This window comes from Microbacterium sp. LjRoot45 (assembly GCF_964253325.1).
Taxonomy (GTDB): Bacteria; Actinomycetota; Actinomycetes; order Actinomycetales; family Microbacteriaceae; genus Microbacterium.
On sequence record NZ_CAXUQM020000001.1, the window covers coordinates 1,171,322 to 1,190,809 of the forward strand.

Annotated in this window: 17 protein-coding genes; 15 read left to right on the top strand and 2 right to left on the bottom strand. The window is 67.9% G+C overall.

What is annotated here, in order from left to right:
* Positions 1 to 9: 9 nt before the first annotated feature.
* Complete coding sequence (gene nrdI / locus ACSQ18_RS05505) at positions 10 to 438, bottom strand: class Ib ribonucleoside-diphosphate reductase assembly flavoprotein NrdI (RefSeq protein WP_144807598.1); 429 nt, start codon at positions 436 to 438, stop codon at positions 10 to 12.
* Between the two features lie 206 nt (positions 439 to 644).
* Between nrdI and adhE the strand changes: the two genes are divergently transcribed.
* The 13 genes from adhE to ACSQ18_RS05570 all read left to right on the top strand — a co-directional run bounded on the left by adhE (position 645) and on the right by ACSQ18_RS05570 (position 13,968).
* Complete coding sequence (adhE, locus tag ACSQ18_RS05510) at positions 645 to 3,356, top strand: bifunctional acetaldehyde-CoA/alcohol dehydrogenase (protein ID WP_436036142.1); 2,712 nt, start codon at positions 645 to 647, stop codon at positions 3,354 to 3,356.
* A 122-nt stretch (positions 3,357 to 3,478) separates the two neighbouring features.
* Positions 3,479 to 4,462, top strand: a complete 984-nt coding sequence (locus ACSQ18_RS05515) for an aldo/keto reductase (RefSeq protein WP_436036143.1) — start codon at positions 3,479 to 3,481, stop codon at positions 4,460 to 4,462.
* Positions 4,463 to 4,700: 238 nt separating this feature from the next.
* On the top strand, positions 4,701 to 4,997 hold the full coding sequence (locus ACSQ18_RS05520; protein WP_436036144.1) for a DUF1905 domain-containing protein: 297 nt from the start codon (positions 4,701 to 4,703) through the stop codon (positions 4,995 to 4,997).
* 288 nt (positions 4,998 to 5,285) lie between these two features.
* A complete protein-coding gene (locus tag ACSQ18_RS05525) occupies positions 5,286 to 5,663 on the top strand; it encodes a type IV pilin protein (RefSeq protein ID WP_436036145.1) in 378 nt (125 codons plus the stop codon).
* Positions 5,664 to 5,751: 88 nt separating this feature from the next.
* Positions 5,752 to 6,162 (top strand): prepilin-type N-terminal cleavage/methylation domain-containing protein, encoded by a 411-nt coding sequence (locus ACSQ18_RS05530; RefSeq protein WP_436036146.1) that lies wholly within the window; start codon positions 5,752 to 5,754, stop codon positions 6,160 to 6,162.
* A gap of 41 nt (positions 6,163 to 6,203) precedes the next feature.
* A complete protein-coding gene (locus ACSQ18_RS05535) occupies positions 6,204 to 6,722 on the top strand; it encodes a hypothetical protein (protein ID WP_436036147.1) in 519 nt (172 codons plus the stop codon).
* Entirely contained in the window at positions 6,716 to 8,272 is a 1,557-nt protein-coding gene (locus tag ACSQ18_RS05540; protein ID WP_436036148.1) for a hypothetical protein, read from the top strand. Before ACSQ18_RS05535 ends, ACSQ18_RS05540 begins: the two co-directional genes overlap by 7 nt.
* Positions 8,272 to 9,102, top strand: coding sequence for a prepilin peptidase (locus ACSQ18_RS05545; RefSeq protein WP_436036149.1), 831 nt, complete (start codon positions 8,272 to 8,274; stop codon positions 9,100 to 9,102). The genes ACSQ18_RS05540 and ACSQ18_RS05545 overlap by 1 nt, the downstream gene beginning before the upstream one ends.
* Positions 9,103 to 9,130: 28 nt before the next feature.
* Entirely contained in the window at positions 9,131 to 10,180 is a 1,050-nt protein-coding gene (gene pilM, locus ACSQ18_RS05550) for a pilus assembly protein PilM (protein WP_436036150.1), read from the top strand.
* Complete coding sequence (locus ACSQ18_RS05555; RefSeq protein WP_436036151.1) at positions 10,180 to 10,827, top strand: PilN domain-containing protein; 648 nt, start codon at positions 10,180 to 10,182, stop codon at positions 10,825 to 10,827. The genes pilM and ACSQ18_RS05555 overlap by 1 nt, the downstream gene beginning before the upstream one ends.
* Positions 10,824 to 11,588, top strand: coding sequence for a hypothetical protein (locus ACSQ18_RS05560; RefSeq protein ID WP_436036152.1), 765 nt, complete (start codon positions 10,824 to 10,826; stop codon positions 11,586 to 11,588). The genes ACSQ18_RS05555 and ACSQ18_RS05560 overlap by 4 nt, the downstream gene beginning before the upstream one ends.
* Positions 11,585 to 12,730, top strand: coding sequence for a type IV pilus twitching motility protein PilT (locus ACSQ18_RS05565; RefSeq protein ID WP_436036153.1), 1,146 nt, complete (start codon positions 11,585 to 11,587; stop codon positions 12,728 to 12,730). The genes ACSQ18_RS05560 and ACSQ18_RS05565 overlap by 4 nt, the downstream gene beginning before the upstream one ends.
* Positions 12,682 to 13,968 (top strand): type II secretion system F family protein, encoded by a 1,287-nt coding sequence (locus ACSQ18_RS05570; RefSeq protein ID WP_436036154.1) that lies wholly within the window; start codon positions 12,682 to 12,684, stop codon positions 13,966 to 13,968. The genes ACSQ18_RS05565 and ACSQ18_RS05570 overlap by 49 nt, the downstream gene beginning before the upstream one ends.
* A 75-nt stretch (positions 13,969 to 14,043) precedes the next feature.
* Here the strand turns inward: ACSQ18_RS05570 and ACSQ18_RS05575 are convergent, their stop codons facing one another.
* Positions 14,044 to 15,711 (bottom strand): GspE/PulE family protein, encoded by a 1,668-nt coding sequence (locus ACSQ18_RS05575; protein ID WP_436036156.1) that lies wholly within the window; start codon positions 15,709 to 15,711, stop codon positions 14,044 to 14,046.
* Between the two features lie 150 nt (positions 15,712 to 15,861).
* Between ACSQ18_RS05575 and ACSQ18_RS05580 the strand changes: the two genes are divergently transcribed.
* Both ACSQ18_RS05580 and ACSQ18_RS05585 read left to right on the top strand, forming a co-directional pair.
* Positions 15,862 to 16,854: a YihY/virulence factor BrkB family protein gene (locus tag ACSQ18_RS05580; RefSeq protein WP_436036157.1), complete on the top strand. Its 993-nt coding sequence runs from the start codon at positions 15,862 to 15,864 to the stop codon at positions 16,852 to 16,854.
* A 157-nt stretch (positions 16,855 to 17,011) separates the two neighbouring features.
* Entirely contained in the window at positions 17,012 to 19,486 is a 2,475-nt protein-coding gene (locus ACSQ18_RS05585) for a glycogen/starch/alpha-glucan phosphorylase (RefSeq protein WP_436038389.1), read from the top strand.
* Positions 19,487 to 19,488 lie beyond the last annotated feature (2 nt).

Genomic DNA, 19,488 nt, shown 5'->3' on the forward strand with positions numbered 1-19,488 from the left:
GTGTGAGGGTCAAATGGCGTTCAACGCGGCATCCAATTCCGCCATGATCGCGGCGCACCGCTCGACGTCTTCTCTCGTTCCCGACAGCTCGAACTCGAAGAGGATCGGGCGGCCCGACCGCTGAGCGAGCCGTCGCGCCGCCGCCTGGTAGTAGATGCCGAAGTTCCGGTTGCCGGAGCCGATGATCCCGATGAGCCGCCGGCGATTCATCGGCGACTTCAGGAAGCTCCGCACTCCCGCGGGCAGCGTCACCTCGTTCGCGTTGCCGGCCTTGTATGACGGGGTGAGGAGCACCCACGGTCCGGGAGCTTCGGTGCGACGCACTTTGGGGTCGGCGAGATTGAACACGGGGCGCGCGTCGGTGCGCGCCAGGCTCTCCGCGAACCGCCCGGTCAGATTCGATGAGGACGAGTAGTAGTAGAGCGGAACCTTCGCCATGACCTCAGTGTGATCCGCAGCGCCCGCGCCCGCCCGCGCGATCGACGTGGATAACCGGATGCCGCGGCATCCGATTTATTCACACCCCTTACGCTCTTGTGTGGTCAGACCACACGCGTGATAATGAGATCACAAGGGCGGGGAACCATCCCGACCGAATCAGCAAGGGTGCGGATGCAGCATCTGCGCCGGGTAGGAGACCCACAATGTCAACGTCGATCGATGCTCTGGTCGAACGGGCGCAGGTCGCCCTGGCGGAGTACGCATCATTCACCCAGGAGCAGGTCGACCACATCGTCCGCAAGGCGTCTGTGGCCGCGCTCCATCACCACGGCGATCTCGCCGTCATGGCCGTCGAGGAGACCGGTCGCGGTCTGTTCGAGGACAAGGCCGTGAAGAACATGTTCGCCTGCGAGCACGTGACCAACTCGATCATCAACCAGAAGACGGTGGGCGTGATCTCGCACGACGAGCTCACCGGCATCACCGAGATCGCCGACCCCGTCGGTGTCGTCTGCGCGCTGACCCCCGTCACGAACCCCACCTCGACCGCGATCTTCAAGTCGCTCATCGCCCTGAAGACGCGCAACCCCATCGTCTTCGGCTTCCACCCGTCGGCCCAGAAGTGCTCCGTCGAGGCGGCGCGCATCGTGCGTGACGCGGCCGTCGCCGCCGGCGCCCCCGCGAACTGCATCCAGTGGATCGAAGAGCCCTCCATGGAGGCCTCCGGCGAGCTCATGAACCACCCGGGCGTCGCTCTCATCCTCGCGACCGGCGGCAACGCCATGGTGCGGGCCGCGTACTCCTGCGGCAAGCCGGCTCTCGGCGTCGGTGCGGGCAACGTCCCCGCCTTCATCGAGCGCACCGCCAAGGTGGGTCGCGCCGTCAACGACATCGTCCTGTCGAAGTCGTTCGACATGGGCATGGTGTGCGCGAGCGAGCAGGCCGTCATCCTCGACGAGCCGATCGCCGAGGAAGCCCTCGCCGAGTTCGCCCGTCTCCACGCCTACCGGGCCACGCCGGCCGAGAAGAAGATGCTCGAGGAGTTCATCTTCGGTGTCGCCGCCGACAGCGTGAACTGTGCCGACGCGAAGCTCAACCCGCGTGTGGTGGGCCAGTCGCCCCAGTGGATCGCCGAGCAGGCAGGGTTCACCGTTCCGGAGGACACCTCGATCATCCTCGCCGACGTCTCCGGGGTCGGACCCCACGAGCCGCTCACGCGCGAGAAGCTCGCCCCCGTGCTCGCGGTGCTCCGCGCGGCGACCCCCGAGGAGGGTATCGACCTCGCCCGCCAGATGGTCGACTTCGACGGTCTCGGGCACTCGGGCGCGATCCACTCCAACGACCAGGCCGTGATCGCCAAGTTCGGCGAGGTCGTCCGGGCCGTGCGCATCATCGAGAACAGCCCGTCGGCCCTCGGCGGCATCGGTGACATCTACAACGCCTTCATGCCCTCGCTGACCCTCGGCTGCGGCTCCTACGGACACAACTCGGTCTCCAACAACGTCTCGGCGGTGAACCTCTTGAACGTCAAGCGCATCGGGCGTCGGAACAACAACCTGCAGTGGTTCAAGATCCCCGCCAAGACCTACTTCGAGCCCCACGCGATCCGCTATCTCGCCGACATGCGCGGTGTCGAGCGCGTCACGATCGTCACCGACGAGACCATGACCAAGCTCGGCTACGTCGACAAGATCATGGACGTGCTGAACCGCCGCGAGAACCGCGTGCAGGTGCAGCTGCTCAACCAGGTGCGTCCCGAGCCGAAGGTGTCGGAGGTGCGCGCCGGTGCCGAGGCGATGCGCCAGTTCCAGCCCGACACGATCATCGCGCTCGGCGGTGGCTCCCCGATGGACGCCTCGAAGGTCATGTGGCTGCTGTACGAGAACCCGGGCATCGAGTTCTCCGACATGCGCGAGAAGTTCTTCGACGTCCGCAAGCGCGCCTTCACCTTCCCGGAGATGGGCAAGCTCGCCAAGCTCGTGTGCATCCCGACCACGTCGGGCACCGGCTCCGAGATGACGCCGTTCGCGGTGATCACCGACGACGAGTCGGGGATGAAGTACCCGCTCGCCGACTACGCGCTCACCCCGTCGGTCGCGATCATCGACCCGGAGCTCACCAAGGTGCTCCCGGGCTTCCTCGTCGCCGACGCCGGATTCGACGCTCTCACGCACGCCACCGAGGCGTACGTGTCGGTCTACGCGAACGACTACACCGACGGTCTGTGCCTCCACGCGATCAAGCTGATCTTCGAGAACATCGAGAAGAGCGCGAAGGCGCAGCCGAACTCGACGGATGCCGCGGAGCTGAAGGCCCGGGAGAAGATGCACAACGCGGCATCCATCGCGGGCATGGCCTTCGGCAATGCGTTCCTCGGGATCGTGCACGCCATGGCCCACGTGACGGGCGCGACCTATCACCTGATCCACGGGCGCACGAACGCCGTCTACCTCCCGCACGTCATCCGCTACAACGGGCGCATCCCCACGAAGCTGACGAGCTGGCCGAAGTACGAGCGGTACATCGCCCCGGAGCGCTTCCAGGAGATCGCCGCCCACCTCGGGCTGCCGGCCTCCACGCCGGAGGAGGGCGTCGAGAGCTACGCCCGCGCCGTCGAGGAGCTGCGTGACCGCGTCGGCATCGAGCGCTCGTTCCAGCAGCAGGGTGTCGACGAGACGGCCTTCATCGCGGGTCTGCACGACCTCGCCATGGCGGCCTACGGCGACCAGTGCGCGCCGGCGAACCCGCGGATGCCGATGATCGCCGACATGAAAACGCTCATGGAAGCGGCCTACTACGGAACGTCGTTCGACGAGGTGCGTGCCCAGCGAACGGGTGCGCACGCCGAGAGCGACGCAGTGACCGGCACGATCAAGACCGCCAAGACGAAGGGACGCGCCAAGGCGAGCGCCTGATCGGAGCCGCAGCGAGGGCCGGGGGAGCATACCCGGCCCTCGCTGTTTCGTTCGTGAGCCCCGTATGTGCGCGACGCGCTCACCTCCGAGGCGAACGGCGCCGCGTCTTCTAGGCTGGGAGCATGCAGCAGCGTCGCCTCGGCTCCACCGGTCGCACCGTCTCCGCCATCGGTCTCGGCACCTGGCAGCTGGGAGCCGACTGGGGCGACGTCTCCGAGTCGGACGCCCGCGCGGTGCTCGCGGCATCGGTCGACGCGGGGGTGACCCTGTTCGACACGGCCGACGTCTACGGCGACGGCCGCAGCGAGTCGCTCATCGGCGACTTCCTTTCAGAGCGGCCGGACCACGGCATCACGGTCGCCACCAAGATGGGCCGCCGACTGCCGCAGGAGCCCGAGAACTACACCCCCGAGAACTTCGCCGCGTGGACCGAGCGTTCGCGTCGCAATCTCCGCGTCGACACGCTCGACCTGGTGCAGCTGCACTGCCCGCCGTCGGCCGTCATCGACGCGGATGCCACCTACGACGCTCTGGACGCGCTCGTCGCGCGCGGCGACATCGCCGCCTACGGTGTGTCGGTGGAGACGGTCGCGCAGGCGCTGTCGGCCATCTCGCGCCCGCACGTGACGAATGTGCAGATCATCGTGAACCCGTTCCGCCTGAAGCCGCTCGACGAGGTGCTGCCCGCCGCGGAGCGCGCCGGGGTGGCTGTGTTCGCGCGGGTGCCGCTGGCATCCGGGCTCCTCAGCGGGAAGTACTCGGCGTCGACGCGGTTCGCGGCCGACGACCACCGCTCCTACAACCGGCACGGCGAAGCTTTCGACAAGGGCGAGACGTTCTCGGGCGTGGACTACGAGACGGGTCTCCAGGCCGTTTCGGAACTCGAGCGGGCGCTCCCCGAGGGGCTCACCCTCCCGGCGGCGACTCTCGCCTGGATCGCCTCCCGCCCCGGCATCACGAGCGTCATCCCCGGTGCGCGCAGCGTCGCGCAGGCCGTGGCCAACGCGAAGGCGGGGGAGTCGGAAGTGGACCTCACGGCCTTCGACGCCGCCGTCGTCGACGTCTACGACCGCTACCTGAGGGCCGAGATCCACCCTCAGTGGTGACCCCTAACGGGGTCGACGAGCCGATTTCTCATCTTCGGAGCAGCCTCCACGCGACGATTCTCGGGTCGGAGAAGATTTTTTCGCTCTCGCGTCGAGGCGTTTCACGGCGATCGAAGATCCCCTGCGGGAGCTTGTCGAGGGCATCGCGCGAGGGCTCGGAACACGTCGTCTAACGGCGTGAGACGGCGTGCCGATAGACCATCGGAAAGGGTGCGAACCCGGTCGATAGTCTCGGACTATGAGGGTTGATTTCACGGCATCCGTCTACCGCTGGGACGCCCGCGCGGAGGCCTGGTTCTTCGTCGCGCTGCCGGTCGAACTGTCGGAAGAAATCCGCGAGATTCCGCGGATTCCGAGGGGTTTCGGTGCGGTCGCGGTGCGCGCGGCGGTGGGGTCGACGACCTGGCGCACGTCGATCTTCCCGGCGGGTGACGAGGGGGCCTACGTGCTGCCGTTGAAGCGCTCCGTGAGGGATGCCGAGGGCGTCGCCGAGGGGGATGTCATCGGGGTGGTCCTCGAGGTGCTCGACGCCTGATCCGGACCCCACGGAATCCCTTGCACAAGTTTCGTCACATCCGTCACACAAAACACAGAATTCACATTTCTCCCAGATTTCTCATTGACAACAACATGAGAGACCTCTAATGATTGGTGTCGGAGAGGGAGAAACGTCCTCGCGGCGGGCCTCTCAATCCAACCCGGCACAAGTCTCGGAGTTCTCCCCCCGGATTCCGAGATTCCCCCCAGTTGTGCACCTTCCCCCCGAAGTGCACTCCTACCGTGCCGGTGAAACCTGTTCACCCCCCTAGGAGAAGGCACGCACATGCGCACTATCCGCAACATTGTCCAGGCTGAGAAGGCCCGCCGCGAGGAGAACGGTGACGAGGGCTTCTCGCTCATCGAACTTATCGTCGTCGTGGTCATCCTCGGCATCCTCGCCGCCGTCGCGATCCCGGTCTTCCTGGGTCTGCAGGGCCAGGCCGAGCAGTCCGCGCAGGACTCCGTCGCCGCGAATGCAGCCACTCAGGCGGCGGCATCGATCGCGAATGACGGCCTGGCGGTCGAGGCCGACGACTTCACGAACCTCTCCGACGGCGGAACGTACACGTTCGCCGTCGAAGACGGCGCCAGCCTCGACGAGTTCTGCATCACCGTCACGGGCCCCGGCGACACCGCGTCCGAGTCCGGCCCCGGCTGCTAACCAGCTGCACTGACGCGAGGCCGGTCCGCCCGAACGGGCCGGCCTCGCGGCATCTCCCCACACCCCACCTCGTCCTCCCGGAGGTGACATGTTCCAGCGTTCCACCGACGAGGGATTCAGCCTCGTCGAGGTGCTCATCTCCCTGTTCCTCCTGGCCATGCTCGCCCTGGCGGTGCTGCCGCTCCTCGTCGGAGCGACCCGCGTCAGCGTGTCGAACCGCGATCTCGCCACCGCCACCGCCTTCGCGAACGCCCAGCTCGCCCCCATCAAGACCGCCTTCCCCGCGGACTCCGCGACGACGAGTTGCGCCTCGCTCCGCACGCAGGCCCGCACCGGCATCGCCGGCCCGGACGGCACCACCGCCGCCGTCGCGGTGAACCCCTGCCCGGCGACGTCCGCCGGCTACCCCGCTTCCGTGCCCGTCACCGTGACGGTCACCGATTCCGACGGCGACACCGTCGTGCGTCTCGTCACGCGCCTTCCGGTCGGAGCGCCCTGATGACCCCCCACACGTTCCGGAGAGATGAAGGAGGAGTGACCATGATCGAACTCATCGTCACCATCGTCATCGCCGGCATGTTCGTCGGGTTCCTCGCGCTCATGTTCGTCAACGGACTCCAGGCGCAGGAGCAGGCCACCGCCCGCGACACCGCGACGGGCCGCGCCAACGTCGTCTCCTCGCAGCTTCACACGTCGATCCGCCACGCCGCGACCATCCGGGTGAGCGAGAGCGGCACACGGGTCGACGCGACCGTCGCGCAGGTCTCCTCGACCCTCACGTGGGAGTGCCGCGCCTGGAAGCTCTCCGGCGGCTCCCTCTATTACAGCGTCGGCGCCACCGCGCGGCCCGCCAACATCGTCACCGGCCGCAACCCCCTCGCCACCGGACTCACCGGCATCCTCGGTTCGGGGGCGGGTTTCCAGCAGGGGACCGGCAGCGTCGAGGCGCAGAAGCGCCTGACGATCGGTCTCGACGTCGCCGCGGGCGGCCAGACCGTCCGCCTGTCGGACGCCGTCACCGCGCAGGTCGTCATCCAGGGAAGCGCACCGACATGCTGAGCCGGCTTCAGCGTCTGCTGCGCAGCGACGAGGGCTCCTCGCTCGTCGCGGTGCTCGTCGTGATGCTCGTCCTCACCATCGGCGGTCTCGCCCTCGCGACCATCGTGACCAACACGACCGGAATCGTCGTCGACACCCGCAGCCAATCGCAGTCGCGTGTCACCGCCGACGCCGGGCTCGCCGAGGTCGTCGCGAGCCTCAAGCGCGGCGAGGTCGCCTGCGGTGCCACCGGTCACAACGTGGCGGTCGACGGCACCGGCTCGCTCCAATACGACTACGCCGTCACCTGCGGCTCCGGTTTTGCGACGGTGCGCGTGAACTCCGCCGTGAACGGCGCACGCACAGCCGTCCAGTCCGTCTACGCGCAGACTCCCGCCGCCAGCTCCGGCGGAGACATGGTCTTCTTCGGGAGCGGCAACGTCACCTTCACCTCCGAAGTGAAGACGTCCGCCGACGGCAGGCTGCTCAACATCGTCGTGCCGCAGGCTTCGTTCACCTGCCAGTCACTCATCCCGGGGAACATCACGGCCCGCGGCACCGTCAGTGCGAACGGCGGCTGCACGATCAAGGGCACGGTCACCTCCGCCGCGGGCGTCCTCGACATGTGCTGCGGCAGCGACACGATCGAGGGCAACGTCGCGACCTCGGGAACCGGCTCGAGCACCGTGCGCGGCACCCTCAAGGGGAGCCTGCACACCAACGGCGAGATCTCCTTCGGCTGGGAGGGCAAGCAGGTCGCGGGCTCCGTCATCGCCAACGGCAACGTGCAGCTCGGCAACGTGCGCATCAACGGAAGTCTCACGATGCCGTCCGCCCGCACGCTCTCGATGCAGAGCGGAACGATCGTCGGCGGCACCGTGCGCCCGACGACGGTCGCCGGGCCCACGGCGCCCACGCTTCCCGGCTGGTTCGAGTACAAGTTCAAGACCTCCGACTGGCCCGGCTATCAGGTGGTCACCCTGAAGACCTCGGGCACGGCGAGCGACACGTGCAACGGCTTCAACAGCTCGCCCGGCGCGGCGTGGACGTCGCTGCAGACGTACACGAGCCCCGTCGTCATCGACGCGCGCGCCTGCTCCACCCTGAGCAGCAACAACGGGAGCAAGCCCACGGTGGGCATCAAGACCAACGTCGTGCTGCTCGCCAAGAAGTTCGACCTCTCCGGGCTCACCGTGAAGGCGGGAACCGGCGTCGCCGGCAAGCCCAAGTTCTGGGTGATGACGGAGGACCCCACGCCCACCGACGCCGCGCCCACGTGCGGATCGGGGTACGGCGAACTCCTCATCAACGGCACCGTCACCGACCTCACGGTGAAGGCGATGGCCTACTCGCCGTGCAAGATCAGTGTCGCCGGCGGCGCTTACGGACTGCAGGACAAGTGGAACGGCTCGTTCTACGGCGGCGGCTGGAGCTACGGCGGCGGACTCACCTTCACCGCCGACCCCATCGGGGTCCCCGGCATGGGCATCAGCGAGAGCGGCTCTTCGGGCAGCGGCGGCATCGGTGGATTGATCTCATCGCGAGACGTCCCTTACGAGACCATCAACTGATGTCCACTCTGACTCCCGCCCTCACCGTCTTCCTGCTCGTCTTCGCGGCCCTCCTGGGCCTCGTCATCGGCTCGTTCCTCAACGTGGTCGTCTACCGCGTGCCGGCCGGCATCCCGCTCACCCGCGAGAGCCGCTGCCCGTCCTGCGACGCCCCGGTGCGTCCCTGGCAGAACGTGCCGCTCGTGTCGTGGCTGCTTTTGCGGGGACGCTGCGCGTCGTGCGGCGCGGCGATCTCCGCGCGGTACCCGCTGATCGAGCTCGCGACCGGTCTCGCGTTCTTGGCTGTCGTGTGGGCATCGCTCGGCTCGGCGACCGCGCCCTGGCCGGCGACGATCCTCCAGACGGTCGCCTTCCTGTACCTGACGGCCATCAGCATCGCGCTGGCCCTCATCGACGCCGACACCCGTCGACTGCCGAACGTGATCGTGCTTCCGGCCTACGCGGTGCTCGCGGCGCTCTTCACGGCGTCCTGCGTGTTCGGCGCCCCCTGGGAGTCGCTGCTGCGCGCTGCGATCGGAGGCATCGCCCTGTTCGCCTTCTACGCCGTGCTCCGGCTGACGCGCCCGGGCGGCATGGGCGGGGGCGACGTCAAGCTCGCCGGGGTGCTCGGCATCGCGCTCGGGTGGCTCGGGTGGGGAACTCTCGTGGTCGGCGCCTTCGCGGCGTTCGTGCTCGGAGGGCTCATGGCCGTCGTCCTCCTCTTCACGCGGCGGGCGGGGCGCAAGACCGCCATACCGTTCGGCCCGTGGATGCTCGCGGGCGCCTGGGTGGGAATCTTCGCGGGCGAAACCGTCGCTCGTTGGTACGTGGGAATGCTCGTCATCGGCTGAGCCGGCGGCGGAGAGAAAGGAAGAGAGCATGGCGAAGACGATCGTCGGGCTCGAGATCACCGAGGAGGGGGTCCGAGCGGCGGAGGTGACCGTCGGGCGCAGCCCGCGCGTGGTTGCGTTCGGTTCGGTCCCGCTCCCTCCTGGCGCCGCGAAAGACTCCGAGGTGTTCGACACGGATGCCGTCGTGCTGGCGCTGCGTCAGCTGTGGACGCGGGCGGGCATCAAGAGCAAGAACGTCGTGCTCGGCATCGGAAGCCGCCGCATCCTCGTTCGCGACTACACGATGCAGGCGATGCGCCCCGACCTTCTCGCCCAGGCGCTGCCGTTCCAGGTGCAGGACCTGCTTCCCGTGCCTGCGGAGCAGGCCGTGCTCGACTTCTACCCGATCTCGCAGCAGGGCGACCAGGTGTCGGGGCTGCTCGTCGCGGCGGTCGCCGAGACCGTCGACGAGCTCGTCTCGGCCGTCACGAAGGCGAAGCTCACCGTCGACGTGGTCGACCTCGCGCCGTTCGCGCTCGCTCGCGCCGTCACGGCGGTGGCCGCGGCGGGCGAGACCGTCGCCGCTCTCCACCTCGGTGACCATACGACCTACGTCGTCGTGGTCCAGGACGGCGTGCCGCGGTTCGTGCGCATCATCCCGACCGAGATCGTGACCGAGGCCGTGCGCGCGCGGGCGGCAGCCCAGACCGACACGGATGCCACGGCCCCCGTCGTCGAGGAGATGCTCGAGACCGTTCCCCCCGGCGACGCCCCCATGCGCCGACGCGCCGCGTCGCGCGGGACGGGCCGCACTCTCACGATGAGCGAGGCCGACGTGCGCGACGTCGTGGCACGGCTGGGGAGCACCCTCCGCTTCTACGCCGACCGATCGGCCGACGCCCCCGTGACTCGCGTGCTCGTCAGCGGTGCCGGGGTGGCCGTCGACGGCATCGTCGCGTCTCTCGCGGCGAGCCTCCCGATGCCGGTGCACCCGGTGGGGCTGTCCAGCGTCGTGGAGACCAAGATCGCCGCTCCGGTCGGCGACGTCGACTTCGATCTCGTCCCGACGGTCGGGCTCGCGCTGGGGGGTGCACGCTGATGGCACTGCGTTCCGCGACACCTGCCATGGCGCTCGGCGGCGCTCCGCGCGTCAACCTCATGCCCCGCGCCGCGATCGAACGGCGCCAGCGCGCGACGCTCCTGCGCCAGTGGGTGTGGGTGCTCGCCGCGACCCTGCTCGTCATCGCCGTCGTCAGCGCCGGCGCCTATACGCTCCAAGCCGCCGCGCAGCAGCGGCTCGATGCGGAGAACGCCCGTACCAGCGGGCTCCTCACCGAGTTGGCAGGCCTCCAGCCCGTCCGCACCAAGCTCGCACTGCAGACCGATCTCACCGACTTCCGCAGCCGCGCGATGGGAACGGACATCGCGTGGGCCCCCGTCATCGCCGAGTTCACCCGGGCGCTGCCGGACGGGCTGTTCTTCGAGGGCTGGGACCTCTCGCCCGGCGGTCTGCTTCAGGGCGATGACCCCGCCGCGGAGATCGGGCTGCAGGGAGATCTGCTCCTGACCGGGGGAGACCCCCGCGACATGGCGCCGCTCATCCGTTCCATCCGTGCGCTGCCGGGTGTGCTCGACGCCGATGGCTGGACGCAGAGCTTCGAGGAGAACAGCTATCACCACGTGGTGAGGGTCGCCCTCGACCAATCCGTCTACACGGGCGCCTTCGCGGGGGAGAGCGACGGATGAACGCCAGCAAGCAACTCGTCAACCTCGCCGGCACGCTTGTCGTCGTGATCCTCCTCGTGGCCGGTGTGGTCTTGGTCGCGCTCCCGTTCTACAGCGGGTCGCTCGCGATCGACAGTGAGAAGCGCACCGTCGAGCAGAGCAACTCGACCTACGAGCAGCAGATCGCCCGCCTGTCCGCTGCCGAGGAGGAGATCGCCGCGGTCGACGAAGACCTCGCCACGCTGCGGACCGAGATCGCCAGCGCCCCGCGCCTCGACGAGGTGCACGCCCTGATCGCCCGCTCGGCCGAACGGGTCGATGCCCGCGTCGAGTCGATCGCCGCCGAGCCCGCAGAGTCGTGGGTGGCGCGCGATGTCATCGACGAGGAAGGCGTCGCGGTCGCCGCGGAGGAGGAGCCGGCCGACACCGCCGCCTCGCCGACCCCCGCCGCGACCGACGGCGACGGCGGCGACGGCGAGTCCGCTCCGGCGGCGGAGCCGGAGGCACCCGCGACGGAGCTCACTCCCCAGCAGCAGGTGCTCCTCACGATCACCCTCGACATGACCTTGCCGTTCCTCGGCGGAGGCGACGAGGGCACCGACGTCGAGGACAGCACGGAGGTCGACGAGGAGACCCTCACGTCCACCGCGAAGCGGGTCTCGGCGTTCGTCGACGGTCTCCGCGAGGGGCCGCGGCTCGTCTCGATCATCGATGTGAACTTCGCGGACGGGAAAGTCGTCGTGTCCGCGCTCGCGTTCTTCCAGACAGAGGATGCCTCATGACTCAGAATGTCGCCCCCCTGCAGGGCCTGCTCGCCGTCGCCGCCCGGTCGCGCGCGTCGGATGTGCACCTCACCGCGAACCACCCGCCGCAGATGCGCGTGGACGGCGACCTGGAGACCATCCCCGGCTACGAGCAGCCCACGTCGACGAACTGGCTCGAGTCCGCCATCGGCGGCATCCTGTCCAACGACCAGGTCGCGGAGTTCCGCACCTCGGGCGAAGTCGACCTCTCGATCACCGTGCCCGATGTCGCACGATTCCGCGTCAACATCTTCCGCCAGCTCGGCCAGGTCGCCGTCGCGCTCCGCTTCATCCCGGACCGCATCAAGAGCTTCGACGAACTGGGTGTGCCCCGCGTCGCGGCCGATCTCGTCATGAAGCCGCGTGGACTGGTGCTCGTGACGGGACCGACAGGCTCCGGCAAGTCCACGACGCTCGCGTCGATGATCGACGTCGTCAACCGCACCAAACCCGCGCACATCGTGACCGTCGAAGACCCGGTGGAGTTCCAGCACACGAGCAAGCGCGCACTCATCCACCAGCGCGAGATCGGCAGCGACACGGCATCCTTCTCCGAAGCGCTCCGACGCGTGCTCCGCCAGGACCCGGACATCATCCTCATCGGTGAGCTCCGCGATCCGGAATCGATCTCGACGGCCCTGACTGCGGCCGAGACCGGCCACCTCGTCATGTCGACGCTGCACACCCAGAGCGCGGCGAAGTCGATCAACCGCATCGTCGATGCCTTCCCGTCGGATCAGCAGAATCAGGTGCGCACCCAGCTGGGTGACACGCTCCGGGGGATCATCACCCAGACGCTGCTTCCGCGCGCGCAGTCGGAAGGACGGGTGATCGCCACCGAAGTGCTCGTGAACACGCCGGCGATCGCGAACCTCATCCGCGAGGGGGAGGTGAGCCAGATCTACTCGATGCTGCAGGCGGGCGGTTCGCTGGGCATGCACACGCTGGACCAGGACCTGCAGCGGCTCGTCGCGGACGGGTCGATCTCGCTCGCTCTGGCGCGCGAGATCGCGGAAGACCCGAAGTCGTTTGACGACACCCGCGTGCGCCCGGTGGACTACGACGCGGAGGCGTGGACGATGCACGCATCGGAGCGCTCGTCGGTCGGTTGGGGCAACTGATGTCGCTCATCGAGGAATACACCTACCGTGCCGTCGATGCGACCGGCGGCGGCGTCGTCAAGGGCACCATCGAAGCGTCCAGCGACACCGCGGTGGCCGCCAAGCTCCGCGCCCAGGGGCTGACGCCGCTCGAGGTGGCTCTCACGTCGAAGACCGGGCTCAACCGCGAGATCTCGCTTCCGGGTTTCGTCAAGCGCGTGAAGGTCGCGACGCTCGCCGTCTTCGCCAAGCAGATGGCCGGCCTCATCAACGCTGGTCTCCCGCTCATGCGCACCCTCTCGATCCTCATCGATCAGTCGGAAGACCGGATGCTGCGCGACGCGCTCGTCAAGGTGCACGGCGCCGTGGAGTCGGGGAGTGCCTTCTCCGCCGCCCTCGGACAGCATCCCGACGTGTTCCCGCCCCTCATGGTGAGCATGGTGAGGGTCGGCGAGTCGGGCGGCTTCCTCGGCCAGGCCCTCACGACGGTCGCCGACACGTACAAGAACGAGGCGGAGCTGCAGGACAAGATCAAGTCGGCGACGACGTACCCGCTGATCGTCCTCAGCATCGCGATCCTCGGCGTGATCGCCATGGTGACCTTCGTGGTGCCGATCTTCGAGGGGATGTTCAAGAACCTGGGGTCGGAGCTGCCGCTGCCCACCCAGATCATCGTCTCCATCTCGAACAACATGTTCTGGATCTTCCCCCTCATGCTGGTCGTCGGCGTCGTCGGATGGCTGTGGTGGATGAAGAACCGTAACGAGGAGGCGGTCCGTAAGGTGGTCGATCCCCTGAAGTTGCGGCTGCCGATCTTCGGTCCGCTCGCGACCAAGATCGCCGTCGCGCGGTTCAGCCGCGGGCTCTCGATGATGCTGAAGGCGGGCGTGCCGCTCGTGCAGGCGCTCGCGATCGTCGGTTCAGCGGCGAACAACCACAAGATCGAAGAGGCCGTCCGAGCCGTTCAGGAGTCCGTCAAGCAGGGGAAGTCCTTCTCCGCCCCGCTGGCCAAGGCCGGGGTTTTCCCGCCGATGGTCGCTCAGATGGCGGCGGTGGGCGAGGAGTCGGGCACGCTGCCCGACATGCTGGCCAGCATCGCCGACTTCTACGAGGGCGAGGTGCAGACCGCGACCGAGCAGCTCACCTCCGCCATCGAACCCATCCTCATCGTCGGCATCGGCATCATCATCGGCGGCATGGTCATCTCGCTGTACCTGCCGATCTTCTCGATTTACGGAGAGCTCGGACAATCCGGCTGACTCCGTCACAGACGGCAGGGCGCGCGGAACTGGGGAGGGACGCGCGCCCTGCTCTTTCCCCCCGGCGAGGAGGGGTCAGAGCGAGACCCGCATGACCTCTTCGATGGTCGTGATGCCTTCGGCGACCTTGCTGAAGCCGTCTTCCCGGAGGGAGATCATGCCCTCCTCCAGTGCCGTCGACCGCAGTTCGGTTCCCGTGGCGTGTGTGACGACGAGCTGCTCGAGCTTCTCGGTCACCTCCATGACCTCGTGCAGCGCCACCCGGCCGCGGTAGCCGGTGCCGGAGCACTCCTGGCATCCCACCGCGCGGTAGAGCACGGGCGGATCGAGCGGGTTGTGAGGGAACTTCACCGAGGAGAGAACCTCGCGTGTCTCTGTATACGCCTCGCGGCATTTCATGCAGAGTCGCCTCGCGAGGCGCTGTGCGACGACGGCCGACAGCGCCGTGCCGACGAGGTACGGCTCGCAGCCGACTTCGACGAGACGCGTCAGGGCGCTGGGGGCGTCGTTGGTGTGCAGCGTCGACAGCACGAGGTGTCCCGTGAGGGCCGCCTCGATGGAGATCGTCGCGGTCTCCTCGTCGCGGATCTCACCCACGAGCACGACATCGGGGTCGGATCGCAGGATCGAGCGGAGCGCCGCTTGGAAGGTCATGCCGGCGCGGGCATTCACCTGCACCTGGTTGATCCCCGCGATCCGGTACTCGACGGGATCTTCGACCGTGATGACGTTGATCCGAGGGTTGGCGACCGTGTTGAGGGCCGTGTACAGCGTCGTCGACTTGCCGGAGCCCGTCGGGCCGGTGACGAGAACCATGCCGTGCGGGCGCGTGATCGCCGCGCGGAACCGCTGCTCGTTGCGGATCGAGAAGCGGAGGTCCGACATGGTCAGCGACTGTGCCGAGCTGTCGAGGATGCGCATGACGATCTTCTCGCCCCACACCGTCGGCAGTGTCGCGAGACGCAGGTCGATCTGCCTCCCGTCGTGGTGCACGGACAGGCGGCCGTCCTGAGGCTTGCGCCGCTCTGCGATGTCGACGGATGCCATGATCTTCAGCCGCGAGATGACGCCGTCTTGGATCGCTCGGTCGGCGCGCTGCATCTCGTGCAGCACGCCGTCGATGCGGTAGCGGACGGTGAGGTTCTTCTCGCCAGGCTCGATGTGGATGTCGCTGGCCCGGTCGTTGATGGCCTGGGCGATGAGGAGGTTCACGAACCGCACCACGGGGGCGTCGTCGACTTGCTCCTCGATAGACTCGGTGCCGCTCGACCCGTCGGCGGCCGCGATCTCGCCGATCTGCTCCGAGAGGTCAATGAGTTCCTCGTCGGAGCGGAGGAAGCGGGAGAAGGCCGTCTCGAGCGCGTCGGCCGCCACGACGACCGGGCGCACGTTCAGCTCCGTCGCCGTGGCGATGTCGTCGATCGCGATGAGATCGGTCGGGTCGACCATGCCGATCGTGAGGCTGCGGCGACCGCGCTCGATCGGGATGATCTGATAGCGGCGGCAGAGGGTGGGGGGAACGGCGGCGATGACCTCAGCGGTCAGCTCCGCTTCGGGCAGGTCGACGAACTTCAGTCCGAGCTGGCGGGCGATGCCCTGCGCGAGCTGGGTCTGCGAGATCAGCTGAGACTCGACGAGCCGTCGACGAAGTTCGGGACCCTCGCCGAATTCGGCGACGGCGTCCCACATGTCGTCTGCACTGACAGCCCCAGATTGCACGAGGCTTTCCGCGAGTCCCTTCACGGCGCATCCTCTCCCCGCCTGTATCCTACGACGCCCCGGTGTCGGTGTGAAAGAAGAATATTCCTGTGGCTGGTGTGACTGGCGCGTAGGGGATGTCCCGCGGCTGTCAACCCCGCGAGGCGTCGGGGGTGCCCTCGATATCCTGACTCGATGGACGTCGCTCGCCTCATCGCATGGGCTCTCGCCCGCAGACCGGTCCGCGCGTTCCTGCGCTACAGCGAGCACCGCGGTCCCATGCTCGCCGACAGCGTGACGTATCGGGCGCTGTTCAGCATCTTCGCCGGCGTGCTGCTCGGCTTCTCGTTCGCCGCCCTCTGGCTTGCGGGGAACCCCGCCGCCTGGGCCGCGCTCGTGGATGCGGTCGATCAGGCCATTCCCGGCCTCGTCGGACCCGGCGGACTCATCGACGCGGATGCCATCAGCGCCCCCGCCGGACTGACCATCGCCGGTGCGGTGTCCCTCGTCGGCTTGATCGGCGCCGCCATCGGTGCGATCGGATCGCTCCGGACCGCGCTCCACACGATCGCCGACCGCCCGCTCGACGACGTCCTGTGGATCTGGGTCATCCTGCGCAACCTCCTGCTGGCGCTCGGTGTGGGCGTCGCGCTGGCGGTGTCCGCCTCGGTGACGGTGCTCGGCACGGCGGGGGTCGGCACGGTGGCGGCGTGGTTCGGCTGGTCCGACGACCATCCCGCGGTCGCGATCGGAACCCGCGTGGTCGCCATCGCCGTGACGTTCGCGCTCGATGCGATCGTGCTGTTCGTGGTGTTCCGCATGCTCTCCGGCATCGTCGCCCCCGCACGGGCCTTCTGGGTGGGCGCGCTCATCGGTGCGGCGGGCCTCACCGTCCTGCAGACGCTCTCCGGCCTGTTCGTCGGGGGAGCGACGTCGAACCCGCTCCTCGTCACGTTCGGAGCGCTCATCGCCCTTCTCCTGTGGGTGAATCTCTCCTCTCAGGTGATCCTCATCGCCGGTGCATACGTCGTGGAGTCCGCGACCGAAGACGCCGATCGGCTCCGTGTCCGACACGGCGCCCGGACGTTCGCGGAACGAAAAGTGCAGACCGCGGAGGATGCCGTCGCCGTGGCGGCGTCGGAGCTCGCGTCCGCACGGGAGGCCCTGGCGGCGGAGCGATCCTCCTGACACGCGGCGGAGGCGGCCGCGCGTGAGGGCGCTATCCGCTATGCGAACGACGTCGCGGATGTGAAAGTCGTATTACCGCCACCTGAGAGCGGTCACAGCGGGCCCGCCGAGTGTGTACCTTCGTATCGTGCCCGAGATCGAGACCTCCGCTGCAGCGCTGTCCGTCACCCACCCGCTCGCCCTCGCCCCCGTCACGGGGCCCGCGAGCACCGTTGACGGCTTCGTCCGGCAGTTCCTGCGCAATCTGAACTACGAGCGAGGCGTCGCCCTGTCGGCCGCCAACGCCAACGATCGCTACTTCGCCTTCGCGATGACGGTGCGCGACTACCTCATGGCGCGTTGGCTCGAGGATCAGCGCCGGCAGCGCGAGCAGCAGGCCAAGGGCGTCTGCTACCTGAGCGCCGAGTACCTCCTCGGGCGCCAGCTGGACAACAACCTCCTGGCATCCGGGCTCGCCGACATCGCGCGCGAGGCGATGGCATCCTGTGGCATCGACATCGACCAGCTGCGTGCGGAGGAGGTCGAGCCGGGGCTCGGCAACGGCGGTCTCGGCAGGCTGGCGGCCTGCTTCATCGACTCTCTCGCGACGCTCGGTGTGCCCAACATCGGCTACGGCATCCGCTACGAGTACGGCATCTTCCGTCAGACGTTCGTCGACGAGCAGCAGGTGGAGCAGCCCGACGCCTGGCTGTCGATGGGCTCGCCGTGGGAGTTCCCGCACCCCGAGGCCGCGCAGACGATCTCGTTCGGCGGACACACGGAGACCTACGACGACGACGGTGTTCTGCGCTCGCGCTGGATTCCCGGCTGGAATGTCCAGGCTGTGCCCTACAACTACATGGTCCCCGGCTATCAGAACGGACGCGTCAACACGCTCCGACTGTGGAGCGCCAAGGCGACCAACTCGTTCGACCTCCGCGTCTTCAACTCCGGCGATTACGAGGAGGCGGTACGCGCGCAGACGTTCGCCGAGAACATCTCGAAGGTTCTGTACCCGGAGGACTCGACGCCCCAGGGCAAGGAGCTGCGCCTCCAGCAGCAGTACTTCTTCGTCGCCGCCTCGATCGCGGACTTCTTCGAGCACCAACTGGTCGACGGCTTCGACATGACCAAGCTCGCCGATCGCGTGATCTTCCAGCTCAACGACACCCACCCCGTCATCGGTGTGCCCGAGATGATGCGCGTGCTCGTCGACGAGAAGAAGCTCGACTGGGATGTCGCGTGGTCGATCACGCGTGAGTGCTTCGCGTATACGTGCCACACGCTGCTCCCTGAAGCGCTGGAGGTCTGGTCCGTCGAGCTCCTCGGACGCCTGCTGCCGCGCCACCTGGAGATCATCTACCGCATCAACGACGAGTTCCTCGCCGAGGTGCGGGAGCGGTTCGGCGACGACGAGATGCGCATCCGGAACATGTCGATCATCGGCGAGGTGCCGTACCGCTCGGTGCGGATGGCGTTCCTGGCGACGGTGGCGGGCGCGAAGGTCAACGGCGTCGCCGAGCTCCACTCCCAGCTGCTCCGCGAGAAGGTGCTCCCCGACTTCGACGAGTTCTTCCCGGGGAAGTTCACCAACGTCACCAACGGCATCACGCCGCGACGGTTCGTGAGGCTCGCCAATCCCGAGCTCTCCAGCCTCATCACCGACGCCCTGGGCGCGGGCTGGATCACCGACCTCGAGCGGCTGCGCGAGCTCGAGGCGTATGCCGAGGACCCGGACTTCCGGGCGAGCTTCCGCGAGGTGAAGGCGGCCAACAAGCGGCGCCTGTCGCAGGTGCTGCACGCGCGCGACGGCTTCGACGTGAGCGACGGGCACATGCTCGACGTCATGGTCAAGCGCCTTCACGAGTACAAGCGGCAGATGCTGAAGCTGCTCCACATCGTCACCTCCTACGAGGCGATCGTGTCGGGCCGGGTCGCCGCCGCCGACGTCCAGCCGCGCACGTTCATCTTCGGCGCGAAGGCCGCGCCCGGCTACGTCATGGCGAAGCGGATCATCCACCTCATCAACGCCGTGGGCTCGGTCGTCAACGCCGATCCCCGGGTGGAGGGACGCCTGAAGGTCCTCTTCCCGCCGAACTACAACGTGACGCTCGCGGAGCGCGTCATCCCCGCCGCCGACCTGTCCGAGCAGATCTCGCTCGCCGGAAAGGAGGCATCGGGAACCGGAAATATGAAGTTCGCCCTGAACGGCGCTCTCACGATCGGGACCGACGACGGCGCGAACGTCGAGATCCGCCAGTTGGTCGGCGACGACAACTTCTTCCTGTTCGGCATGAGCGAGCCGGAGGTCGAGGCACTGTGGGCGCGCGGGTACAAGCCCGCGGACTTCTACCAGGCCGACGACAACCTGCGCCGGGCCATGGATCTCATCGCGTCGGGTGCCTTCTCCGGCGGCGACCGGAGTGTGTTCGAACCGGTCGTCTCCAACCTCCTGTACGACGACCGATTCATGGTGCTGGCCGACTACTCGTCCTACATCGCCGCGCAGGCGAAGGTCGACGCGGCGTACCAGGACGAGGAGGGCTGGACGCGATCGGCGATCCTCAACATCGCCCGCTCGGGGTTCTTCTCCTCCGACCGGTCGATGCGCGACTACATCGAACGCATCTGGCACACGCCGCCGGTCATCTGATC